Origin of the sequence: Tabrizicola fusiformis, assembly GCF_013328815.1 — a bacterium.
Classification (GTDB): domain Bacteria; phylum Pseudomonadota; class Alphaproteobacteria; order Rhodobacterales; family Rhodobacteraceae; genus Fuscibacter.
In genome coordinates this window covers 69677-91631 of sequence record NZ_JABUHN010000011.1, presented here as the reverse complement: position 1 = coordinate 91631, position 21955 = coordinate 69677, and the positions used below count along the sequence as shown (strand labels likewise).

The following is a 21955-nucleotide window of genomic DNA, read 5'->3' as shown; positions in this document are numbered from 1 at the left end:
ACTGTCGCACACGCCCTTCCGGCCACGGCGCACCGCGGTCATTCGTTGAAGGACTTCCTCGTCTCGCCTTCGGTCATCCAGTCCTGCCCACCGAAGGCAACGAGTGCGACATAGACGCAGTTCTTGTTGAGATCGGCGCGGAACACGACGGTCAGACGATGGCCGCGTCCACCATGGCGGACCAACCATCCGTCCAGCGGTGGCGCCAAGCGAACGCCGGACATCGGGTTGGCAGAGATGTCGGCAATCAGGTCATCGACCTCATCAAGGCGCCTGCCGGCGGCGTCGAAGTCCCCGCTGGTGACGTCGACGATATGATCCACCAACGCAGCAAGGTCCTGGTCGACCAGGGGATGTCGAACGATGCGCATCAGGCAGCGGTGCCACCGGCGGCCTTTGCAAGTCGGGCAAGATGTGCGCGCGCGCCTGACGTGATGGACTCGCCCGTTTGGACGGGCTCCCAGGCATCAGGAGGAAGCGCGAGGCGCCGTTGAACTTCGGCTTCGAAGAGAAGACGCTCCCTCTCCCGCGCTGCGCGCGCACGGGCCATTTCGCCAGAGACCGCAGCGCTGATGTTCGGATACTCGCCGCTCTCTACGAGCTCGCGGGCGAAGTTGAAGGCTGCATCGGTGAAGCTGACACTTTGCTTGTGTACGCCCATCATCTTCTCCCTCGGTAATCCATTGGAGTACCATAGCCTCTCCGCTGAATGCTTTCAACGATCGGAAGTGGGCAAGGGTCTGGAGGCCATGGATGAGCGATAGACGCAGGATCTATAGCTCATGAGGGACGACTCTGGCCGGACGAGCTGTGCCGCGCCGACGGCCACTGCACTTCTTCGCCGATCACAGCGCCTCGCGTTGCCCTTTCATTTCGCTTCTGGTCCAGTCTGTCGGCATGACGTTGAGCCGAGGCAGCACCAAGATGAAGACCCCAAATGGCGATCTGGACCGATGGCCGGACCCGGCAAGTTCGAACGCTCGCCGCAGCGTCTTCGCGCAGGACCTTGTCGTCGAAGGCGATGCCACCTCCAGTGGACCGATCGAGGTCCATGGCAACGTAATTGGCTCATTGCGGGCGCCGGAGATCACCGTGGCTGGTTCAGGTCGTGTTGAAGGTTCCATCGTCGCCAACGACCTCGTCGTGCTTGGGGCGGTATCCGGCACGGTCTCAGCGCGAAACGTTCAGCTCGCGCCGAGTGCGGTCGTGCAGGCCGATGTCATCCATGAGCGGATCGCCATCGAAGCCGGTGCCGAGCTTGAGGGCAGGCTTCAGCGTAAGGCCTGACAGATCTCACACCACAAGGTCTGGCGGCAGCATTTGGCCAGCAGGCAGATAGCCCCGCCGCGTCTTCTGTCGAAGGGTTTGAGATGCTGCCCTCTCCGCTTCTTCCACGGTGGCGCAAGTCTCGAGTCTTGTCCGTCCGTGCGTTCCGATCCGGCCCCAGGTCCGCAAGACGGAGACGTCTCCGAACAGCGTCGCCGCAACATCGATGCAGTAGAACCGTGCCATGTTGGCCCCCGGGTCGATGCGGTGCAGATGTGCCAGAGACATAGCGGTCCTCCTCGGCACAGACTCCGCCTTGTTACTCTCCAAGTCCAATTGCATTTCTGAATCGATCCGGGCGGTCCGATTCAGAAAGCTGATGGGTCATGGCGGTGGATCGGTCGGTGGTCCTTCGACAACCTCGACCCAGAGAACTCCGCGCAGGGTTTCTTCCGGGACCAGCCACACGGTCCTGAAGCGACCGCTCACGGTGCGATAGCGCTCCGCAACAAGTTCCCGGTTCTCGCAGTCGTTCCGCCACAGCCGACGATCGATGATCGACTGCTTGATCCTGATTTGGGCGACGTCATCCATTCCTGCCCCCGATGAACCGTTGTCGCGCTGCAGTCATGGACATGAGGCCCGTCAGAACATATCTATCGATATCATAAGTGGTGCTTTGCTGTCGCCACGCGAACCACGAAAGGCGTTCCTGTCGATGCATGTTCTGTCCCCCGTACTGGTTGTTTCCGCGCTTGCGGCGATGTCTGTTCCTGTCCACGCGCTTGACGCTTGGACGGTCGGTGTCGAGCGTGGCATGCCGACCTACGCGCTCACCACAGAGGCGGGTGAGGTGCGCCTTGTCTGCGATCCGGATCGCGTTTTCGGGCCGACGCCCAACGGTGCGCTTTTCCGGCGTGACCGATACTCGCAACAGACACACAACGCGCTCTTCCCTAGCATTGATGAAGAACGGCTGTTTTCGCGAACGATTGCCGCGCATTCTTCTCCTCTGCTGGTCGCTCCGAGCACGCAGCTTGTCCCGGCCGGCAGCTGTTGAAGCAGCCGGAACTTTGGCACTACTTGGGGCCGAAGTGACGTCCACCACCCTTCCACTCTATCGCTTGTCGATGACAGGGTGGGCGCGGCTCATTCCAAAGTGCGCGCTTTGCGCGCGCTCAGCGCCTCTTGCAAGAGAATGACCTTGCCCCGGCTCCAAGAACCTCAGGGCGATTACCGAGCCGATGTGGACACGGAACGATAGCATTTCTCCGTCCTGGAGGGCGGTTCAGTCTGCCCTACGAAAAGCACTCGCTTGTAGTGATCTGGATCAAGGAGTGCAGGTGCCAGTGCTTCGGCTGTCATGAAACCTTCATTGGACGTCGCAATTTATTTCCTTTAATCAGGAATTATGGAACAGAGTCGCGCCATTCATGCCTTCGCTACGCTCGGACATCCCGGCCGGATGGCGGTCTTTCGGCTTCTGATGCGCTTTGCGCCGCAAGGTGTGCGCCCGACCGAGATCGCCGAGGCGTTGGGTCTGAAACAAAATACTCTGTCGCACCATCTTGCCGACCTTGCGGCGTCTGGTCTTGTTCAAGTCACCCGAGCCGGCCGGTCGCTTTACTACGCCGTCGATCTCGACACGACCGAAGGGTTGATCGGCTACCTCGCGCTGGACGTGGGCCGCGCCCGACCCGACCTCCTTGCCCCCTTGCTCACCGCCCCAAAGGACACCGTTCAAATGGACCGGACTATTCCCGATACCGACTTCGACGTACTCTTCATCTGCTCAGGCAATTCTGCCCGCTCCATCTTTGCTGAAGCGCTTTTGCGCGATCTGGGCAAGGGCAAGTTTCAGGCGTTCTCAGCTGGCACCCGGCCGAACAGCGAACTGAACCCATTTGCGCTGGAAATCTTGAAGCGCAACGGCCACGATATCTCTGGCTTGCGGTCCAAGCACCTCTCGGAATTCCAACAGCCCGGCTCCATCGTGATGGATTTCGTCTTCACAGTCTGCGATACCGCCGCCGCCGAGGAATGCCCGCCCTGGACAGGCCAGCCGATCACTGGTCACTGGGGCCTGCCCGACCCGGTAAAGGCGACCGGGACCGATGCCGAAAGGGCGCTTGTCTTTGCCCAGACCTATGCCGCACTGCGCCGGCGGATCATGACTTTCGTCGAGCTGCCGTTCGAGTCGCTAAGCCGCATGTCCCTCCAATCCCGTGTCGACGCCATCGGCACTGACGCTCAAGCAAAGGCCTGATCCCCATGACCCGTATCGCTCTTAACGGCCTTGGCCGGATCGGAAAGCTTGTCCTGCGCGATTTGATCGATACAGGCGCCGGTGGCGAGATCGTACTGCTGAACGATCCCGTCGGCGATGCTGATCAGCATGCGCTGCTGATGGAATTCGACAGCGTCCATGGCCGCTGGCGCACGCCGGTCACAGCAGGCAATGAAGCCCTGGTCCTCAATGGCCAGACCATCCGACTGACGCATGAGAAGACCATCGAGGCGCTGCCCTTGGCCGAACTGGGCGTCGATCTGGTGATCGACTGCACGGGTGTCTTTAAGACTGCCGCGAAGGTGGCGCCCTACTATGCCGCAGGGGCGAAGAAGGTGGTCGTTTCGGCCCCGGTCAAGGACGGGGGCGCCTTGAACCTCGTCTATGGGGTGAACCATCATCTTTATGATGGCAGCCAGACCCTTGTCACCGCCGCCTCTTGCACCACCAACTGCCTTGCCCCGGTGGTGAAGGTGATCCACGAGAACCTTGGCATCCGCCACGGATCGATCACCACGATCCATGATGTGACCAACACGCAGACGATCGTGGACCGTCCGGCAAAGGACATGCGCCGCGCCCGATCTGCCCTGATGAACCTGATCCCGACGACGACGGGATCAGCAACGGCGATCACGCTGATCTATCCTGAACTCAAGGGCCGCCTGAACGGCCATGCGGTGCGGGTGCCGCTTTTGAACGCCTCCCTAACGGATTGCGTGTTCGAGGTAGAGCGGGCGACAACGGCCGAGGAGGTGAACGCGCTCTTCGCCGCCGCGGCTGAAGGGCCGCTGAAGGGCATCCTCGGGTTTGAAACCCGGCCTTTGGTGTCCTGCGACTTCACCAACGATCCGCGCTCCTCCATTGTGGATGGGCCGTGCACCATGGTCATCAATGGCTCGCAGGTGAAGGTCTATGCCTGGTATGACAATGAATGGGGTTATGCCTGCCGGCTGGCCGATATCGCGCGGATGGTGGCGGGGTCGCTGTGACTGACGCCGCAAACCCCGCCGCGCCGCCGCCCAACCCGCTTCGCGCCTATGCTGCCGTTACGGCGGCTTACTGGGCCTTCATGCTGTCGGACGGCGCGCTGCGGATGCTGGTGCTGTTGCACTTCAACACCCTGGGCTTCACGCCCATCCAGCTGGCCTGGCTATTCTTGCTGTATGAGGTCGCGGGCATCGTCACCAACCTGGCAGCAGGCTGGCTGGCCGCGCGCTTTGGCTTGGCGGCCACGCTTTACGGCGGGCTCGCTTTGCAGATCGGGGCCTTGGTGGCGTTGGCACAGCTTGATCCGTCCTGGGGTGTCGCCGCATCGGTCGCCTTCGTGATGACGGTTCAGGGCGTGTCGGGAGTGGCCAAGGACCTTGCCAAGATGTCCTCGAAATCCGCTGTGAAGCTGCTGGCCCCAAAGGAGGACGGCGGTTTGTTCCGTTGGGTGGCTCTGCTGACCGGATCGAAGAATGCGGTAAAGGGGCTGGGCTTCTTAATGGGCGCGGCGCTTCTGGCGCTGGCGGGGTTTCAGGCGGCCGTCTGGGGCATGGCGGCCGTGCTGACAGCGATCCTAATCGCTGTCGTCCTGTTCCTGCCCGCGGGCCTGCCGGGGCGCATGAAATCCGATGAGGCCTGGGGTGGCTGGCGGTCAAAGGACCCACGCGTGAACAAGTTGAGCCTTGCCCGCATGTTCCTTTTCGGCGCGCGGGATGTGTGGTTCGTGGTTGGCATCCCGGTCTATTTCCAAGCGGTCCTGTCCGACGGCACGGCCGAGGGCAGGCGGGAAGCCTTCTTTCTGATCGGCAGCTTCCTTGCGCTTTGGATCATCGCCTATGGGGCAGTGCAAGCCTTTGCCCCCCGACTCTTGGGTGGCAGAGGTCAGCCCGAGGCAGAGACCACCCGAAAGGCGATCCTTTGGGCAGGGCTACTCGTTCCGATCCCGTTTGCTCTTGCTGCAGCAACCTGGGTGGCCGGCGACCCTGCGGCGTGGCTTACGTCGACGCTGATCGGGGGCCTTCTGGTTTTCGGCTTTGTCTTCGCGATCAACTCTTCAGTTCATTCCTACCTGATCCTCGCTTTCGGATCGGCAGAGCGGATCACACGGGATGTGGGGTTCTACTACATGGCCAACGCGGCGGGTCGCCTGATCGGCACGCTGCTCTCGGGCCTCAGCTATCAGGTCGGAGGCCTGCCGCTCTGTCTCACCACTGCGGGCGTGATGGCACTCGCCTCGTGGCTGGCCGCAAGGAGGCTCAGCGCCTGAGTACCAGAAGGGCGGCGGTGGCTAGCACGCCTATCCCTGCCGTCAGCCAGATGGCGTTCAGCCCCCAAGCGGCGAGGGCAGCGCCGAAGACCAGTGGTGCGGCGGCTTGCAAGATACGTGCCGGAGCGTTCAGCCAACCTAACCGAGCGCCATAGCCCGATTGTCCGAAGAGGGCGAGCGGCAGGGTGCCTTTGGCAATGGTCAGGATCCCGTTCCCGGCCCCGTGCAGAAGTGCAAAGGCATAAGCCGCCGGACCACCCAAGACCAGGAGGCAGATTGCCGCCACAGGATGCGATGAGGCCGCCAGCCGGGCCGAGGCAAGGGGATGGAACCGGCGCAGCAGCCCGAACTCCAGCACCCGGGCCGCTACTTGCGCCGGGCCAATCAGCGCGCCCGCGGCGATTGCCACGGCCGGGCTGGACCCGGCCGCTTGCAGTAACCCCGGAAGATGCGCTGCCATTGCTGTCGAATTGAACCAGGTAGCAGCAAAGACGAAGGCCAAGAGCCAAAGCGCGTGACGCGGTGGCGGTGGTCCCTCCGCTATTAAAGCCTCTGTGGGAACGATCTTCTGTGAGCCTCTCGGCAGAACCGCATTCAATGGCAAGGCAAGGAACAGGTGTATCAGCGCCCAGCCAAGGCAGGCTTCGCGCCAGCCCCAGCTTGCCAGCATCAGCCCGGACAGAGGCCAGCCTACTGTGCTGGCAAACCCGGCGATCAGCGTGATGCCAGTGATCGGACCCCGCGCCTCCTTTCCATAGATGGCTGCCAGCGACGCAAAGGCCGCCTCGTAGAGCCCCATGCCCATTCCCAGCCCAATTATCGCCCATCCGCCGAAGAGGACCGGCACCGAGGGCGCAGCAGCAAGAATTGCAAGTCCAGTCGCAAAGATCAGGTTCGATAGCATCAGAACGCCTCGCCCGCCGATCCGGTCGATCCGCGCCCCGGCCCATGGTCCAACAGTGGCTGAAACCACCATCGCCATGGAAAACGCCCCGAATACCCAGACGGGTGACAGACCGAAGCTTGCCGCCATCGGGGCGGCGAGGACGGCGGGGATGTAGTAACTCGACGCCCAACTGATCGTCTGCGCAACGCCGAGGCTGGTGACAACCCAACCGCGACGGCCGGGCGGAAGGGTCAACAGCATGCTTTGACCTTGGAAGCGTCTTCCGTTGCTCCGCAGCCGCAACCGGACGCGCCGCTGTCTTTGGCCACTTCATCTTTGACGCAGCAGGCGTCAAGCCGCGTCTTGGCAGTCCCACCGCAACACCCCGTTGCTGCGACTTGCGCTACCTGTGGCCCCGGCCCGGAACACACGCCTGTTTCAGGTAGAACAAGTTCCACTCGCGCGGCAGCATCGTGATCTCCGGCTAGTGCGGCGACGATCGAGCGCACCTGCTCATGCCCTGTCGCCAGAAGGAAGGTCGGTGCCCGGCCATAGGATTTCATCCCGGCGATGTAGAAGCCGGGTTCGGGATGGGCAAGTTCCAGGGCCCCATGCGGCCGGACCGTGCCGCAGGAATGCTGGTTTGGGTCGATCAACGGGGCAAGAACCGAAGGGCATTCCAAGGCCGGGTCCAGTGCCACCCGCAGCTCCCGAAGCAGGGACAGATCGGGCCGAAAGCCTGTCGCGATCACCAGTTCATCCACTTCAGCCTGTCGGCCATCGGTGGCAAGCACCTGCAGCGATCCGGTTCCCGCGACCGATCCGAGATGGAAGCCGCTTTCCACTCGGACGCGACCCAAATTCACCAACCGTGCAAGGTCAGTTCCCAGGGCACCCCGGGCTGCCAACTGGTCCGCCTTACCCCCGCCCAGGGCGCGCGTGATCGTCCTTGCGCGGCAGAGCCAGACGATTTGCGTGTCAGGAAGGTTCGACAGCGCGATAAGTGTTCCAATGGCAGAATGTCCGCCACCAAGAACCGCCACCCGCTTGCCTGAAAAGCGCGCGTGGTCCTTCCCCGCAACATCTGGCATGCCGTAGGTGATATGCGAGTTTCCAGCTTCTCCGGGAACGGGACGCCCAGTTCCGCCCGGGTTTGGCTGGAACCAGGTCCCGGTGACGTCGATCACCGCATCTGCGCGATGCCATTCCCGGCCTTCCGCGCCATCAGTTTCGATCAGGAAGGGTGCCGTCTCGCGTCCCGCATCCTTGACCTTGTCAATTCCCTCGCGCGAGACGGCAACGACGCGTCGACCAAAGTGCAACCAAGGCGCCAGCGACTTGCCGAGCGGCTCTAGGTAATCCGCCAACAGGTCCGCGCCCGTTGGGTGTACGTCCAAGTCCGGACCTTGCCAGCCTGTCGCTTCGAGCCGACGTCTTGCGGCACCGTCGATGTTGTACCGCCAGTTCGAAAACATCGGCACATGACTCCAGGCCCTCACGGCATAACCCACGGCGTCCCCCTGCTCTAGGATCAGGGGAACCATGCCGCGCTCCAACACATGCGCGGCAGCAGCAAGTCCCACCGGACCCGCCCCGATGATCGCAACTGTCTCTATCATTCCACTCTTCCTTTTGTTCTAGAAATATCGAAATTAAAGGCACAGAAGCGCCCATCATTTACCCGTGACACAAGCGTCCGCGCAGCATTCTGCAGCCAGATCATCGATCAGTCCTCGCATCACAGGATAGTTCGTCCTGCAGATGAGAGACGTGCCGACCCGCCCCTGCTGGATTAGATCGACCTGAACAAGCGCGCGGCAGTGATGCGACAGAGTAGAACCGGGAATCCCCAGCTTCTCCTGTATCTGGCCCATCGAAAGACCGGAATCACCTGACCGCACGAGCAGTCGATACAAGCGCAGGCGAGTCGGATTCCCCAGTGCAGCAAGGCGGGCGGCGGCAAGGTCGACATCCATCAAGGCAACTCCTTTTCCTGTATTTCTAGAAATATCGAAATTTAAAGTCAATAACTTGATAGAAGCCCAAAATGACGCTTACCTTACAACGGGCTCGAGCGCGGGACGGCGGCGTTCACACTAGCGCATCTTGCCGAGAAAATGGGAGTTTCGCGGCAGCATCTGACGGCACTTCTGATCGAACTCGCGGCATCTGGTTTGGCACTGGTCCGATGGAAGCCGAATGGCAAGTTTGCGCCGTGGCTGTTTAGGTTTGGGGGGCATAAGGATGCTGAAACGCCGCCAGATGTCGTGTCATCCCCACGTGACAAATCACTATCTAGAGACTCCAAGAACAAAAATATCTTTGCAGGGAGGATTGAGATTGCGGACGAAACTAACGTCCACCGGACGCCGTGGGCGGACCTGATCAAGGCTGCGAAAACATCGCTTGCCTGCTGGAACGTCGACACGCAGGTCATTTGGGAGCGCTTTCTCGCCTTCAACCGGGCGCGTGGGAATGCCCGAGTCCCGGCTGGCTTCTTGCTCGGCTTCATGCGCCGCTGGCGGACCAGTTCGTCAAGCACGACGTCATCATTTGCTTCAAGGCCAGAACTGCAGCGCAATGCTGATCTCAAGACGCAGGAGCTTCATGACCAGATACGGGCCGCCCCAAGTTCCAATCGGCAGTTTCATGCTTCGGATCTCTGCAGGCTGATTGGGCAGGCTGCCTATGAGGCTCGAGTCATCCATACGGTCCGGCAGTTTGGATGCTCTAGATTCGCTGCAGCCCTCGCAGTGCATGGACAAGCAGTGTTGGCAGGAGAGATATCAAAATGACGCTCAATCATGGCCAAGGCCGCAGCTCCGCGAGCGTGATCAGAAGGCAAGACCGCAAAGAACGCGCCGGTTTCTTCATGGAGAGGTGTCGACTGAAGATGAAAGTCGTGTGCCACCGAGGCGAATATACCGCCCGGAAACATGAATGCGTTTCAATAAACGCCGTTGTGAAAGCCGCGAATGACTTTTCAAGAATAAACTCGAAACTTCAGGCGACCTGTTCTCGTGAGAGCCATGCTGCCAGCCCCGTTGACAGTCACTGTCATGCGCTTCTTCAGCGCTACAACCCCACGATAGAACCTTTGATCTCCTTTCGTTCATCCCGGGCCAGCCCGCGCCCCTTTATGAGCGCATAGACTGCCGGGATCACGACCAGCGTCAAAATCGTCGAAGACACCATGCCGCCGATCATCGGCACGGCGATGCGGCTCATGACTTCGGATCCGGTGCCATGGGCCCAGAGGATCGGCATCAGGCCCGCCATGATGGCCACCACCGTCATCATCTTGGGTCGTACCCGTTCGACCGCGCCGACCATGATCGCGGCGTCCAGATCGGTGCGGGTGAAGGAGCGGCCCGAGCTGACGACGTCGGCCCTGCGTTCGGCGAGGGCATGGTCGAGGTAGATCAGCATGATCACCCCGGTTTCTGCCGCGACACCGGCCAGTGCGATGAACCCGACGGCCACCGCGACAGACGTGTTGAATCCCATCCACCACATCAGCCACACGCCACCCACCAACGCGAAGGGCAGCGACAGCATGACAATCAGCGTTTCGGTCAGGCGGCGAAAGTTCAGGAACAAGAGTAGGAAGATCACCGCCAGAGTGATTGGCACCACGATGGCCAACCGCGCTTTGGCACGTTCGAGGTATTCGAACTGTCCGCTCCAGCCCAGCGAATAGCCCGGTGGCAGGGTGACCTCGCCCGCCACAGCCGCCTGCGCCTCGGCGACATAGCCGCCCAGATCGCGTCCGGCGATGTCGACGAAGATATAGACCGCAAGCTGGCCGTTCTCGGTGCGGATCGATGTAGCCCCGCGCGTGCGTTCCACCTTTGCCACCTCGCCCAGGGGCACGGTGCCGCCACCGGGCAGAGCGACCTGCACCTCTTGGGCGATGGCATCCGGGTCTTGCCGCAGTGCGGCGGGATAGCGCAGCGCCACGTTGTAGCGCTCGCGCCCTTCGACGGTCTGGGTGATTGCCTCGGCCCCCAGCGCCATGGCGATCACCTCCTGCACGTCCTGGATCGACAGGCCATAGCGCGCCAGCCGTTCGCGGTCTGGCACGATGTCCAGGTAGTAGCCGCCGATCACCCGTTCGGCATAGGCGCTGGTGGTGCCGGGAACGTTGCGCAGCACCGCCTCGACCTGCCGCGCGACGGCCTCCATTTCGGACAGATCGGTGCCGAACACCTTGACCCCCACCGGCGTGCGGATGCCGGTCGCCAGCATGTCGATCCGGGCGCGGATCGGCTGGGTCCAGGCGTTCGACACGCCGGGAAATTGCAGGGCGGCGTCCATCTCGGCGCGCAAACTGTCCATCGTCACGCCGGGGCGCCATTCCTCGCGCGGGCGCAACTGGATGATCGTCTCGAACATCTCGGTGGGCGCGGGGTCCGTTGCGGTCAGTGCACGGCCCGCCTTGCCGAAGACCGTCAGCACTTCAGGGAAGGTGCGGATGATGCGGTCCTGCATCTGCAAAAGTTCCGCCGCCTTGGCGACGGACAGACCCGGCAGCGTGGTCGGCATGTACATCAGCGTGCCCTCGTCCAGTGCCGGCATGAATTCCGACCCCAGCTGGCGCGCGGGCCAAACGGTGGCGACAAGCGCCATCAGCGCTAGAACGATTGTGAACACCCGCGCCCTGAGCACCCATGCAATGACCGGACGATAGAGCGCGATGAGGATGCGGTTCACCGGGTTTTTGTGTTCCGACACGATCCGCCCACGCACGAAGATCACCATCAACGCAGGCACCAGCGTGACCGACAACAGCGCCGCCGCTGCCATGGCGAATGTCTTGGTTGCGGCGAGCGGGCCGAACAGACGCCCCTCTTGCCCTTCCAGCGCAAAGATCGGCAGGAACGACACGGTGATGACGAGAAGGCTGAAAAACAGCGCCGGTCCGACCTCGGACGCGGCCTCGATCAAAACCTCGGCCCGCGGCTTGCCTGGCTCGGCGCGTTCCAGATGTTTGTGCGCGTTTTCGATCATCACGATGGCGGCGTCGATCATCGCACCGATGGCGATGGCGATGCCGCCAAGGCTCATGATGTTGGCACCGATTCCAAGCGCGCGCATGGCGGTGAAGGCCATGAGCAGGCCCACTGGCAGCATGATGATCGCCACCAGCGAGGACCGGACATGCAGCAGGAAGACGAACGTGACCAGCGCCACGACAAGGCTTTCTTCCAGTAGCGTGGTGCGCAGAGTTTCGATGGCGGACAGGATCAAGTTCGACCGGTCGTAGACGGTGACGATCTCCACCCCCTCGGGCAGGCCCTGCCGGATCTCATCGATCTCGGCCTTGGCGTTGTCGATCACGTCCAGCGCATTGGCCCCAACCCTTTGAAGGACGATCCCACTGGCCACCTCGCCCGTCCCGTCCAGTTCGGCAATGCCCCGACGTTCATCCGGCACGATCTCGACCCGCGCCACGTCGCGCAACAGGACCGGCACGCCACCCTCGGCGCGGATCGGCACCATTTCCAGGTCGGCGATGCCGCCCAAATAGCCGCGCCCGCGCACCATGAACTCGAATTCCGACAACTCGACCGTGCGCCCGCCGGTATCCATGTTGCTGGCGGCGACGGCCTCGCCGATTTCGGACAGGGTGACACCGAGCGCCCGCATCCGCACCGGATCGACGGTGACCGAGTATTGCTTGACGAAGCCGCCGACGCTGGCCACTTCGGACACGCCATCGGCGCGGCTGATGGCAAAGCGCATCACCCAGTCCTGCAAGGACCGCAACTCGGCCAGGCTGAGGTTCTCGCCCTTCAGCGCATATTGATAGACCCAGCCGACGCCAGTGGCGTCCGGACCGAGGGCGGGTGTCACGCCATCCGGCAGACGCGCAGCAGCGGCGTTGAGGTATTCCAGAACGCGGGAGCGTGCCCAGTAGGGGTCCACCCCGTCCTCGAAGATCACATAGACAAAAGAGATGCCGAAGAACGAGAACCCCCGCACCACGCGCGATTGCGGCACGGTCAACATTGCCGAGGTCAGGGGATAGGTCACCTGATCCTCGACCACCTGAGGCGCTTGCCCCGGATACTCGGTCAGCACGATCACCTGTACGTCTGACAGGTCGGGAATGGCGTCGATCGGCAGAGTGCGCAGTGACCACAGGCCCGCCGCCACGGTGAAGACGGTCGCAAACAGCACCAGCAGTACGTTTCTGGCAGACCAGGCGATGATCTGGGCGATCATGGCTTCGCCTCCGGCGCGGAGTCGGGAGCTGCAAGGGCTGCAAGGGCCGCGTTGAGGTTGCTTTCCGCGTCAATCAGGAACGTGGCCGCGCTGACCACCACGTCGCCAGCCACAACTCCGCTGACGATCTCGATCATGCCTCCGCCCCTGCGCCCGACGATCACCGGCTCGGGCCGGAACCGGCCTTCGCCCAGATCACGGATCACCACCTGCCGGTCGCCGGTGTCGATGACTGCGCCTTCTGGCACCTGTACGACCGGTGTCTGGTCCAGCATGATTTCCACGTCCGCGAACATGTTGGCGCGCAACAGGCCATCGGGATTGGGAAGTTCGATCCGCAACTTGGCCGTGCGGGTCAGCAGGTCGAGTTCAGGGTAGATGGTGGCGATCCGACCCGGCGTCGCTTCCTCGCCGAGGCCCTGAAAACTGACGCGCACCTCGGACCCCGGGACGATGTCCGTTAAAGCGGACTCCGGCACTTCAGCGATCACCCAGACGGTCGAGACATCGGCGATCCGAAAGAGGGTTTCGCCGGCCTCGGACATCATGCCTTCGATCGCCATCCGTTCCAGAACCACCCCGCTACGCGGGGCCATGATCGGGATGCTGACGGTTGTCTGACCCTCGATGGCAATCCGGTCGATGACCTCGCCCGGCACGCCGAGATTTTCCAGCCTTTGTCGCGCGCCCTCTCGCTGTCTCCCTTCTGACCGAACATCGGTCACGAACTGCGCAAGTGCCGATGCGATCTCTGGTGAGTAAATTGTCACCAGCGGCGCACCTTCGGCAATCGTGCTCCCGGTGGTCACATCCGCCACAGTCTCGATGAAGGCATCGGCGCGCAGCGAAATGACGCTGATCTTGCGCTCATCCAGCACCACGATCCCCGGCGCGCGCAGGGATGCGGCCAGCGGTGCCAGCACGGCCTCACTTGTCCGCACCCCGGTCCGTTGCAGTTTGCCGGGTGAGACAGTAACCGACCCTTCGTCACCGTCGCCACCCTCATAGACCGGAATGTAGTCCATACCCATCGAGTCCTTCTTCGGCACCGGCGAGGTGTCGGGCAGACCCATCGGGTTGCGGTAGTAAAGTACGGTGCGCTCGCCCCCTTCCTCGGGGGCGGGCGCGGCGACAGGCTTGTCGGACGGGTCCAGCGAGATGTCTTCGCTGGACCGCACTGGCAGGAAGGCGCGGCCATCCGCTGTCACGGCTTCTGTGCCCGACCATTCCGGCAGCCCGTCCGGGTGGCGCCAATAGATGACGGCTCCGGTCGGTTCCGGTGCGGGCATCGCTGCGACATCGCGGCCCAGCAGCACGGAGACCTGCATCACGGCAGCGTCCTGCAGGCTACTGACGGTGATGCCCCGCTCTCCAGCAGCCAGCCCGCCCCAGGCGGCGGCCCCTGCCACGACGCCGAGTGTCACCAATCTAGCCGCGCCGCTCATGGACCGGCCTGCAGCTCGATTTCGGCCGAAACGGTTTCAGGTTCGCCCTGAACTTTGGCCGCGACCGAGAACCTCCAACCGCCGGCCATCGTCAGATCGGTGGCAAAGCGGTAGTTACCGGGCACGTCGGAGGGCATCGCCGTTACCGGCGTAGTCATCATTTCCATCCCGTCTGGCGCCATGTCCATGCGGGTTGCGTAGATGACAGCTCCTTCGACCGGCTTGCCGGTGCGAAGGTCGGTCAGCCGAACTTCGAGGATTGCGCCTGAGCCGACGCTGTGATCGGTGGAAACCAGATCGAAGCGATAATCCTCTGCGCCTGCCAAGACAGCGGACGAGGACACTGCTAGCGCAAGCACAGCGCCGCAGAAACCAGCGTAAGTCGTTTTCATAGGAAGTAACCCCATTGCATTGATTGAAGCCTTGCCCCGATCGCCCAAGAGGCGCGGGTGCAACCGGTATCATCTGCGCGTCAAGACACGCGGCGGGGTCAGGTCCGGGGAGGTCGCTTCAAGCCATCTGGTGGCAACCCGGACGGCGGAGGTTGCTCCGGCATCATCAGGGACACGATGGCCTCGGGAGAATTGAACAGCACTTCTGGAGTCTGCGGCAGGGCAAGGGACGGAACTCCGCACCGCATCATCATCATGCAAGCGGCACCACAGGCCGGATCCTCGGGGCAGTCGCCTTCGCAGCAAGGATCCGACACTGCGGCAATTTCGGCTGCAAGGCTGGCCGATGCCTCAAAGGCCGTGGCCCCAAACAGGGTCACAACCAACAGCAGAGCCAGAAATGACCTAAAAATCGCAGCCATTCGCCCTGAATGGCACAGCTCGGACGATCCGGCAACACGCGTCCGATTGATCTTTCAACAGCGCAGCGGGTGCATATCCCAACAGGCTGGACGCGAAATGACCATCAGGTCCCTCTGGGAACGAGGAGGATGATTGCGGCACCTACGACGCAGAGAACCGCTCCGGTCACGTCCCAGATGTCAGGTCGCTGCTTTTCGACGGCCCAAAGCCAGCCAAGCGAGGCTGCAATATAGACGCCACCATAGGCCGCGTAGGCGCGGCCAGCAAAATCGGAAGGGGCCAGGGTCAGTAGCCAGGCGAATGCCGCCAGACTGAGGAGACCGGGCACAAGCCAGAGGGCACTCGCACCCTGCCTCATCCAGGCCCAGACCGCAAAACAGCCGACGATCTCGGCCAAAGCGGCACCTGCGTAAACAAGGATCGTCGTCATTTGACATGCCGTCCCGGCAGGCGAAACTCTCCGAATATCGCGCAGTCGGCGGCGGTTCCCGTCCTGCACCCTTCATCGCATCGAACGAGGATTGCGGTCAGGTCTGCCTCCAAAGCCTTCATTTCCGCCCGTCTCGCACGCAGAGCGCGGATATGGTCCTCGACCACGGGGCGCGCTGTGGCGCAGGCGGATGCGGGGGCGTCTGCCGCAGTAAGCAGGTCACGGACCTGAGGTATCCCCAGACCAAAATCACGCGCTCGCCGGATAAACGCCAGTCGGGCGACATCAGCCTGACCGTAGGACCGTCTTCCAGCTTCGCTGCGCAAGGGTGCCGCCAGCAGACCGATGCTTTCGTAATACCGGATTGTCGGCGGCGTGCACCCTGACCTGCTCGCGAGCTAGCCGATGGAGACTGCCATCAGATGGCCTCCCTAAAATTCAACTTGCTCTTAAAGTAACTTGAAGAACTAAACCACTTCAAGATGCAGATACGGAGGATCTCATGGTTTCGCGAAAACTTGCCATCACCGGAACGGTCGCGGCCTGCGCTGCCTGTTGTGCCCCGCTTGTCGTGCCTTTGGTCTGGCCTGCGCTCATTGCCGCCGGACTGGCTGGAACCGGGGGCTTAGTAAGCGGACGGCTGGCCAGCCTACCCCTCGATGTGATCTTGTGCGGTGCTATCGCGCTGGCCGTTCTGGTTGGCGGCGCGATGTGGCTTCGGCAACGTGGACGGCAAATGAAACAGGTTTCCGACCTTGCCGATGGTGCGCAATGTGACCTTGAAAGCTGTGGACCTGAACGCAAGATGGCGGCCGCCACATAAAGCACGCGGCAAGAGGCTCACCTATTCCAGATGGTCTGCGTGCGGATGACAATGATCGGTTGCGCAATGGGCGTGATCTCCCAGCACCTCGATCACCCGGCAATCGGCGATCTTCCCGCCTGCACATTGCACGACCATGCGTTCCAGTTCGGCCTTGAGCGCGGTCAGACGCGCCAGGCGGCTTTCAACCTCAGCTAGCTGCGCCCTGGCGATGGCGTCGGCGGCGGCGCAAGACTGATCGGGCCTGTCCGACAGGCTCAGAAGATCGCGGATTGCTTCGAGCGTAAAACCCAGACCGCGGGCGTGCCGGATGAACGCTAGACGCTCCAGCGCCTTTCGGCTGTAGAGCCGCTGATTGCCCGCGCTACGTTCGGCCTCTGGCAAGAGGCCGATCTGCTCGTAGTAGCGGATCGTCGGAACCTTCACACCGGCAGCGTCTCCCAATTTTCCGATGGTCAGCATCAGATTCCCCTTGAAGCTCTAGTTGCTAGAGAACTTATGTTCCTGATTCGATAAGGGCAACTGTCCGCTTCCGGGCAGGAGGGAAGACGATGTCGGGTTCAAAAAGCGAAGAATTCTGCGACTGGACCGTGTCCGGTATGGACTGCGGGTCCTGCGCGACGAAGATCAAGGATGCGGTTTCGCGTTTGCCCGGGGTGAGCGATGTCCAGGTCGCGATCATGTCGGAACGCCTGCGTCTGACGCTGGATGAGGCGCAGACCGGACGCGACAAGGTCGAAAAGACCGTGCGCGCCCTTGGATACGGGATCGAACCCCGCAAGGCGGGCGCGAAGAAGGACTTCATGCTGCCCGGTGCCGCCAACAAGGCCGAAGACGAGGACGCCGCGGACCACAGCCGCGACGATGGCCACGATCATGCAGGGCACGACCACGGTCCGGCAGCGACGGCCAGCGCAAAGAGCGACGATTCCGGCCACGGCAGCCCAGGCCATGTCCATGACGACCCCGCCGATCGGGGCAAGCGCTGGTATCAGACCGGCAAGGGTAAGCTGGTAATCTTCACCGCCCTGCTGTTGGGTGCGGCGTGGATCATCGAGTATCTCGCGCCGGACATCGGCAGATGGGCCTTCGTCGCCGCCTGCTTGATCGGTGTCGCCCCCGTCGCACAACGTGCTTTCGCCGCGCTGCGGATGGGCCAGCCCTTCACCATCGAAAGTCTGATGACGGTTGCCGCCATCGGCGCCCTGTTCATCGACGCGGCCGAGGAGGCGGCGCTTGTCGTGTTCCTGTTCGCTGTGGGCGAAGTGCTGGAGGGCGTGGCAGCAGGCAAGGCGCGCGACGGGATCCGGGCGCTAGCAAACCTCGTGCCCAAGACTGCGCTTCTGGAGGTGGACGGCAAGCCGCAGGAGGTTCCGGCAGCCAGCCTGGCGGTCGGGCAGACCGTCCTTGTCCGTCCCGGCGACCGCATCCCGGCGGATGGCGAGATTTCCGAAGGCAACAGCGGCGTCGACGACAGCCCGGTGACGGGCGAAAGCGTGCCGGTCAACAAGGGGCCGGGCGACACGGTTTTCGCGGGCTCGATCAACACCGAGGCCGTCCTGCGGGTAAAAGTGACCAAGGGGCCGGAAGACAACACCATCGCCCGGATCATCCGACTGGTCGAAGAGGCCGAGGAGGCGCGCGCGCCGACCGAACGCTTCATCGACCGTTTCAGCCGCTGGTACATGCCGCTGATCGTGGTCTTGTCGGTGCTGGTGATCCTGGTGCCGCCGCTGGCCACTGGCGCGGACTGGAACACCTGGGTCTATCGCGGCCTGACTCTGTTGCTGATCGGCTGCCCCTGTGCGCTGGTCATCTCGGTGCCCGCTTCCATCGCCTCGGCGATGTCGACGGGCGCACGGCGCGGGCTTTTGATGAAAGGCGGTGTCGTCATCGAAGCCGCGTCCAAGGTCAGCCGCATTGCGTTCGACAAGACCGGGACGCTGACGCATGGGCGCCCCAAGGTCACCGATGTCGTCACCTTCGGCACCACGACCGAGGCCGAACTGCTGGCCGTTGCCGCCGGGGTCGAGACCGGATCGAGCCACCCGCTTGCCGTCGCCATCCTGAACCGGGCCAAATTGGCGGGCGTCGAGGCGCTGGCGTCGAAGGATGCCAAGGCGCTGATGGGCAAGGGTGTTGTTGCCACCGTGGGCGATGCGCCGGCCTGGGTCGCCTCGCCGCGCTATGCGATGGAGAACGGCGGGCTGGACGGGCTTGGGCTGCGTCAGGCGACCGTGTTCGAGGAAGACGGCAAGACGGCCGTGGCGGTGTTCCGCGCGGGGGCCCCGCTTGGCCTGATCGCCATGCGCGACGAGCCGCGCGCGGATGCCACCGAAGCGGTGCGCCAGCTGAAGGCGATGGGCATCACACCCGTCATCCTGACCGGGGACAACCCGCGCACGGCGGCGGCCATCGCGGGGGGCCTGGGGATGGAGTTCCAGGCCGACATGATGCCCGAGGACAAGCTGAAGTTCATCAAGACGATGCACGACGAGGGCGGCGTGATGATGATTGGCGACGGGATCAACGACGCGCCCGCGCTGAAGCAGGCCAATGTCGGCGTGGCGATGGGGTCCGGGACCGATGTGGCGCTGGAAACCGCCGATGCGGCTATCCTGCGCGACCGGGTGACCGACATCCCGGCGGTGATCCGGCTGTCGCGGGCCGCAATGGCCAACATCCGCCAGAACGTTACCATCGCGCTTGGCCTGAAGGCGGTGTTCCTGATGACTTCCGTCTTGGGGCTGACCGGCCTCTGGCTTGCGATCCTGGCTGATACCGGGGCGACCGTGCTGGTGACGCTGAACGCGCTGCGCCTGTTGCGGTTCAACCCGGAACGCGAGGCGTGACTCGATGATCTCGGGTTTTGGCTGCGCCGCGCTGGCCCTTCTGTTCGGCTATCTTGCGATGTTCTTCTGGGGGAGCGCGGTGGCAGCGCAGTCTGCGGGCCGGTCTGTCTGGCTGTTTTCGCGGGCAAAGGGGCGCGACCGGCTGGCCGCCATGGGATTCCGTGCGGCTTTTGCGATCGCTTTCTTCGGGCCGCTGGTCTGGCTTGCGATACCCCTGCTTCACAAGACCGATCCGCTCTGGACCGAGGGGCACGCCGTCATCCTTGGCCTGATCGGGGTCCTTGTCGCAGGCCTTGGCGCGATGGTGGCTTTCGCGGCGCAGATGTCGATGGGGTCGTCCTGGCGTGTTGGCGTGGTCGGCGGCGAGACCGGCGATCTCGTCTCTGGCGGGCTCTACCGCTTCAGCCGCAACCCGACCTTCGTCGGACAGGCGGCGTTGCTGGCAGGGGTCGCGCTGGCAGTCCCCTCTGCACCGACGGTCCTTGCGCCGATCCTGTTCCTGTGGTCCGCCAGCACGCAGATCCGTTCGGAAGAGGCCGCCTTGCGCGCGGCAATCGGGTCGGACTATGACCGATACGCCGCATCGGTCCCGCGCTGGATCGGCATCAACCGCAAGGCTGAACCATGACCCGAACAAAGCTGATTTTCCTTATCGCCGCCACATTACTGGTGGACCAGTTGACCAAGGTCGCGGCGCTGTCGCTGCTTTCCCGGGGGATGGCGGTTCCGGTCTTTCCGGGCTTCAATCTTGCCCTCGGGTTCAACGAAGGCGCCAGCTTTGGCATGATGGGCGGCGTCATGGCAGGCAAGCCCCTGCTGATGGCGGCGCTGACCGGCGCACTGACGCTGATGTTTGCCGTCATGGCGTTCCGGGCACGCCACCCGTTCGAGAAGGCAGGCCTGGCGCTGATCGTTGGCGGGGCCCTTGGCAACATCATCGACCGGCTGCGGCAGGGGGCCGTCACCGACTTCCTCGATCTCTACTGGCAGGATTGGCACTGGCCCACCTTCAACGGTGCCGATATCGCCATCACGCTTGGGGCGCTGTTCATTCTTGTGGCCTCGCTTCCGTCACGCCGCAGCAAGGAGCCTGCTCTTGACCAGAACTGATGAACAGGCGCTGTCTCGCGACGATCTGGTGCTTACGCTCGCTTTCCTGATCGCCTTGGGGGCCACGTTTGGCGCGTTGTTCATCGGCGAGGTGCTGGGACAGATGCCCTGCACCCTGTGCTGGTATCAGCGCATCGCGATGTTCCCGCTGGTGCCGATCCTTGGCCTGTCGCTGTGGCGCGGGGATGGCAGCGCATGGCTTTATGCCCTGCCGCTGGTGCTGGCGGGTCTGGCGCTGGCCGCCTGGCACTCCGGGCTTTACGCTGGCATTCTTCCTGCGCCCATCGTGCCTTGCACCCAGAACGGCCCGTCCTGCACCGGCGAGGCGCAGATGATCCTGGGCGTACCCATCCCTTACCTTTCGCTGGCCGCCTTTGCCGCGATCCTTGCCTGTCTCATCCTGCCGAAAGGAAACCGCACATGAACCGCCGCACTGTGTTGATCGGGGCTTCCGCCCTTGGACTTGCCGCCTTCGGCGGTGGTGCCGTATTCCTGACCCGCCGCCGCGAGGCCGAGGCGCAAGCCGACGCTGCGACCGCCCCCGCAGTGGACGACTCGCTTCTGGTGCGCGCCCATTCGCCCATCCTTGGCCCGGTCGATGCCCCCGTCACGCTGGTCGAGTTCTTCGATCCCTCTTGCGAGGCCTGCCGGGCGTTCCATCCGATCATCGCAGAAATACGCCGCCAATTTCCGACCCAGATCAGGGTGGTCCTGCGCTACACTCTGTTCCACAAAGGGTCGGATGAAGCCGCGCGCATCCTCGAGGTGGCGCGGATGCAAGGCAAGTTCGAGCAGGTGCTCGACGCAATCTTTGAGAAACAGCCGGAATGGGCGCTGCACGACGGTCCGGACATGAAAATCGCGTGGCAAGCCGCGGGCGCCGTCGGGCTGGATCTGGCCAAAGCGGAAACCGACAAGATGTTCCCCGGGATCACGGCCACGATCAATCAGGACATGGCGGATGTGGAAGCGCTTGGTGTGAACCAGACGCCCACCTTCTACCTGCAAGGCAAGAAGCTTGAGATCGTCTCGGGTGAAAAGTTCTTCGAGGATGTCCGCCTTGCCATAGAGGGCACCTGACCCGCACCGGTCAGCTTCGGGCGACAAAGGCCGCGAAAAGCTCGAGCGTCCGCTCGCTTACATGATGCTCGATCCCTTCGGCGTCCCGCTCGGCCGTCTCGGGGTCGAGCCCGAGGCTAAGCAGGAACCGCAGAACGATGTCGTGCCGGTGGCGGCACTCCTTTGCCAGCGCCCTACCCTCTTCCGTGAGGAAGATCGACCGATACTTGGCCCGGGTGATCAGGCCGTCGCGGGCGAGCCGGTCAAGCGTCTTGGCGACGGTCGGTGCCGTCACGCCCATCCGGGTGGCGATGTCCACGGGGCGCGCCTCGCCCTGCGCGTGGATCAGTTCGGCGATCAGCTCGACGTAATCCTCTGCCAACTCGCGGCTACGCGCGGCGCGCACGCCCTGAAAAGCCTCCGCGCGCAGGTCGGGAGAGCGGTCATCACTGGTGGCCGACAGTGTGTGATGTGGATCATCGTTCATTGTCGGCGCA

Annotated in this window: 26 protein-coding genes and 1 pseudogene; 11 read left to right on the top strand and 16 right to left on the bottom strand. The window is 63.1% G+C overall.

The annotated features are described in order from the left end of the window. Positions 1 to 38 precede the first annotated feature (38 nt). Both HS053_RS17105 and HS053_RS17100 read right to left on the bottom strand, forming a co-directional pair. Entirely contained in the window at positions 39 to 371 is a 333-nt protein-coding gene (locus HS053_RS17105; protein ID WP_174212457.1) for a type II toxin-antitoxin system RelE/ParE family toxin, read from the bottom strand. After that, positions 371 to 661, bottom strand: a complete 291-nt coding sequence (locus HS053_RS17100) for a hypothetical protein (RefSeq protein ID WP_174212456.1) — start codon at positions 659 to 661, stop codon at positions 371 to 373. Before HS053_RS17100 ends, HS053_RS17105 begins: the two co-directional genes overlap by 1 nt. A gap of 263 nt (positions 662 to 924) precedes the next feature. Between HS053_RS17100 and HS053_RS17095 the strand changes: the two genes are divergently transcribed. Further along, positions 925 to 1287, top strand: a complete 363-nt coding sequence (locus HS053_RS17095) for a bactofilin family protein (protein ID WP_174212455.1) — start codon at positions 925 to 927, stop codon at positions 1285 to 1287. A gap of 6 nt (positions 1288 to 1293) precedes the next feature. Here HS053_RS17095 and HS053_RS17090 read toward each other — a convergent pair whose 3' ends face one another. Then, positions 1294 to 1554 (bottom strand): WGR domain-containing protein, encoded by a 261-nt coding sequence (locus HS053_RS17090; RefSeq protein WP_174212454.1) that lies wholly within the window; start codon positions 1552 to 1554, stop codon positions 1294 to 1296. Between the two features lie 96 nt (positions 1555 to 1650). Further along, positions 1651 to 1860 carry a hypothetical protein gene (locus HS053_RS17085; protein WP_174212453.1) on the bottom strand — a complete coding sequence of 70 codons (210 nt, stop codon included), beginning with the start codon at positions 1858 to 1860 and terminating at the stop codon, positions 1651 to 1653. A 124-nt stretch (positions 1861 to 1984) separates the two neighbouring features. Between HS053_RS17085 and HS053_RS17080 the strand changes: the two genes are divergently transcribed. Then, the gene (locus HS053_RS17080; protein ID WP_174212452.1) at positions 1985 to 2326 is read left to right on the top strand and encodes a hypothetical protein; all 342 of its coding nucleotides are present in this window, start codon (positions 1985 to 1987) and stop codon (positions 2324 to 2326) included. A 351-nt stretch (positions 2327 to 2677) separates the two neighbouring features. After that, positions 2678 to 3532: a metalloregulator ArsR/SmtB family transcription factor gene (locus HS053_RS17075; protein WP_174212451.1), complete on the top strand. Its 855-nt coding sequence runs from the start codon at positions 2678 to 2680 to the stop codon at positions 3530 to 3532. On the opposite strand, the gene HS053_RS22365 is transcribed toward HS053_RS17075, so the two are convergent. Next, positions 3517 to 3663 (bottom strand): hypothetical protein, encoded by a 147-nt coding sequence (locus tag HS053_RS22365; protein ID WP_241699912.1) that lies wholly within the window; start codon positions 3661 to 3663, stop codon positions 3517 to 3519. The genes HS053_RS17075 and HS053_RS22365 overlap by 16 nt on opposite strands. Between HS053_RS22365 and HS053_RS17070 the strand changes: the two genes are divergently transcribed. Together HS053_RS17070 and arsJ are read left to right on the top strand one after the other, a co-directional pair. Next, complete coding sequence (locus tag HS053_RS17070) at positions 3595 to 4545, top strand: ArsJ-associated glyceraldehyde-3-phosphate dehydrogenase (RefSeq protein ID WP_241699910.1); 951 nt, start codon at positions 3595 to 3597, stop codon at positions 4543 to 4545. The two genes, HS053_RS22365 and HS053_RS17070, sit on opposite strands and share 69 nt — an antisense overlap. After that, the gene (arsJ, locus tag HS053_RS17065; RefSeq protein WP_023666615.1) at positions 4542 to 5810 is read left to right on the top strand and encodes an organoarsenical effux MFS transporter ArsJ; all 1269 of its coding nucleotides are present in this window, start codon (positions 4542 to 4544) and stop codon (positions 5808 to 5810) included. Before HS053_RS17070 ends, arsJ begins: the two co-directional genes overlap by 4 nt. Here arsJ and HS053_RS17060 read toward each other — a convergent pair. The 3 genes from HS053_RS17060 to HS053_RS17050 are packed head-to-tail and all read right to left on the bottom strand — an operon-like array spanning position 5800 to position 8672. Next, positions 5800 to 6957, bottom strand: a complete 1158-nt coding sequence (locus tag HS053_RS17060) for an MFS transporter (RefSeq protein ID WP_023666616.1) — start codon at positions 6955 to 6957, stop codon at positions 5800 to 5802. The two genes, arsJ and HS053_RS17060, sit on opposite strands and share 11 nt — an antisense overlap. Then, positions 6948 to 8315, bottom strand: coding sequence for an NAD(P)-binding domain-containing protein (locus HS053_RS17055; RefSeq protein WP_174212449.1), 1368 nt, complete (start codon positions 8313 to 8315; stop codon positions 6948 to 6950). Before HS053_RS17055 ends, HS053_RS17060 begins: the two co-directional genes overlap by 10 nt. Before the next feature lie 54 nt (positions 8316 to 8369). Next, positions 8370 to 8672, bottom strand: coding sequence for an ArsR/SmtB family transcription factor (locus HS053_RS17050; RefSeq protein WP_174212448.1), 303 nt, complete (start codon positions 8670 to 8672; stop codon positions 8370 to 8372). A 141-nt stretch (positions 8673 to 8813) separates the two neighbouring features. Between HS053_RS17050 and HS053_RS17045 the strand changes: the two genes are divergently transcribed. Continuing rightward, a complete protein-coding gene (locus tag HS053_RS17045; RefSeq protein ID WP_174212447.1) occupies positions 8814 to 9491 on the top strand; it encodes a hypothetical protein in 678 nt (225 codons plus the stop codon). 280 nt (positions 9492 to 9771) lie between these two features. On the opposite strand, the gene HS053_RS17040 is transcribed toward HS053_RS17045, so the two are convergent. From HS053_RS17040 to HS053_RS17010, 7 genes and pseudogenes are all read right to left on the bottom strand, one after another. Then, positions 9772 to 12924, bottom strand: a complete 3153-nt coding sequence (locus HS053_RS17040; protein ID WP_174212446.1) for an efflux RND transporter permease subunit — start codon at positions 12922 to 12924, stop codon at positions 9772 to 9774. Further along, positions 12921 to 14369 carry an efflux RND transporter periplasmic adaptor subunit gene (locus HS053_RS17035; protein WP_174212445.1) on the bottom strand — a complete coding sequence of 483 codons (1449 nt, stop codon included), beginning with the start codon at positions 14367 to 14369 and terminating at the stop codon, positions 12921 to 12923. Before HS053_RS17035 ends, HS053_RS17040 begins: the two co-directional genes overlap by 4 nt. After that, positions 14366 to 14761, bottom strand: a complete 396-nt coding sequence (locus HS053_RS17030; protein ID WP_174212444.1) for a FixH family protein — start codon at positions 14759 to 14761, stop codon at positions 14366 to 14368. Before HS053_RS17030 ends, HS053_RS17035 begins: the two co-directional genes overlap by 4 nt. Before the next feature lie 98 nt (positions 14762 to 14859). After that, complete coding sequence (locus HS053_RS17025; RefSeq protein ID WP_146111630.1) at positions 14860 to 15183, bottom strand: hypothetical protein; 324 nt, start codon at positions 15181 to 15183, stop codon at positions 14860 to 14862. A 104-nt stretch (positions 15184 to 15287) separates the two neighbouring features. Beyond that, on the bottom strand, positions 15288 to 15614 hold the full coding sequence (locus HS053_RS17020) for a YnfA family protein (RefSeq protein ID WP_174212443.1): 327 nt from the start codon (positions 15612 to 15614) through the stop codon (positions 15288 to 15290). After that, positions 15611 to 16000 (bottom strand): annotated as a pseudogene (locus HS053_RS22640) (MerR family DNA-binding protein); the annotation flags it as partial. The gene HS053_RS17020 and the pseudogene HS053_RS22640, both read right to left, overlap by 4 nt. A 458-nt stretch (positions 16001 to 16458) precedes the next feature. Continuing rightward, on the bottom strand, positions 16459 to 16899 hold the full coding sequence (locus tag HS053_RS17010) for a MerR family transcriptional regulator (protein WP_035714088.1): 441 nt from the start codon (positions 16897 to 16899) through the stop codon (positions 16459 to 16461). Positions 16900 to 16988: 89 nt separating this feature from the next. On the opposite strand from HS053_RS17010, the gene HS053_RS17005 reads away from it, so the two are divergent. The 5 genes from HS053_RS17005 to HS053_RS16985 are packed head-to-tail and all read left to right on the top strand — an operon-like array spanning position 16989 to position 21479. Continuing rightward, positions 16989 to 19289: a heavy metal translocating P-type ATPase gene (locus tag HS053_RS17005; RefSeq protein ID WP_174212441.1), complete on the top strand. Its 2301-nt coding sequence runs from the start codon at positions 16989 to 16991 to the stop codon at positions 19287 to 19289. Between the two features lie 4 nt (positions 19290 to 19293). After that, a complete protein-coding gene (locus HS053_RS17000; RefSeq protein WP_105516002.1) occupies positions 19294 to 19917 on the top strand; it encodes a methyltransferase family protein in 624 nt (207 codons plus the stop codon). After that, positions 19914 to 20399 (top strand): signal peptidase II, encoded by a 486-nt coding sequence (lspA, locus tag HS053_RS16995; RefSeq protein WP_035714081.1) that lies wholly within the window; start codon positions 19914 to 19916, stop codon positions 20397 to 20399. The genes HS053_RS17000 and lspA overlap by 4 nt, the downstream gene beginning before the upstream one ends. Continuing rightward, entirely contained in the window at positions 20386 to 20823 is a 438-nt protein-coding gene (locus HS053_RS16990) for a disulfide bond formation protein B (protein ID WP_241699905.1), read from the top strand. Before lspA ends, HS053_RS16990 begins: the two co-directional genes overlap by 14 nt. Then, the gene (locus tag HS053_RS16985; protein ID WP_035714079.1) at positions 20820 to 21479 is read left to right on the top strand and encodes a DsbA family protein; all 660 of its coding nucleotides are present in this window, start codon (positions 20820 to 20822) and stop codon (positions 21477 to 21479) included. The genes HS053_RS16990 and HS053_RS16985 overlap by 4 nt, the downstream gene beginning before the upstream one ends. A gap of 10 nt (positions 21480 to 21489) precedes the next feature. On the opposite strand, the gene mntR is transcribed toward HS053_RS16985, so the two are convergent. Next, positions 21490 to 21945 carry a manganese-binding transcriptional regulator MntR gene (gene mntR / locus HS053_RS16980; RefSeq protein ID WP_051911394.1) on the bottom strand — a complete coding sequence of 152 codons (456 nt, stop codon included), beginning with the start codon at positions 21943 to 21945 and terminating at the stop codon, positions 21490 to 21492. Positions 21946 to 21955: the final 10 nt, after the last annotated feature.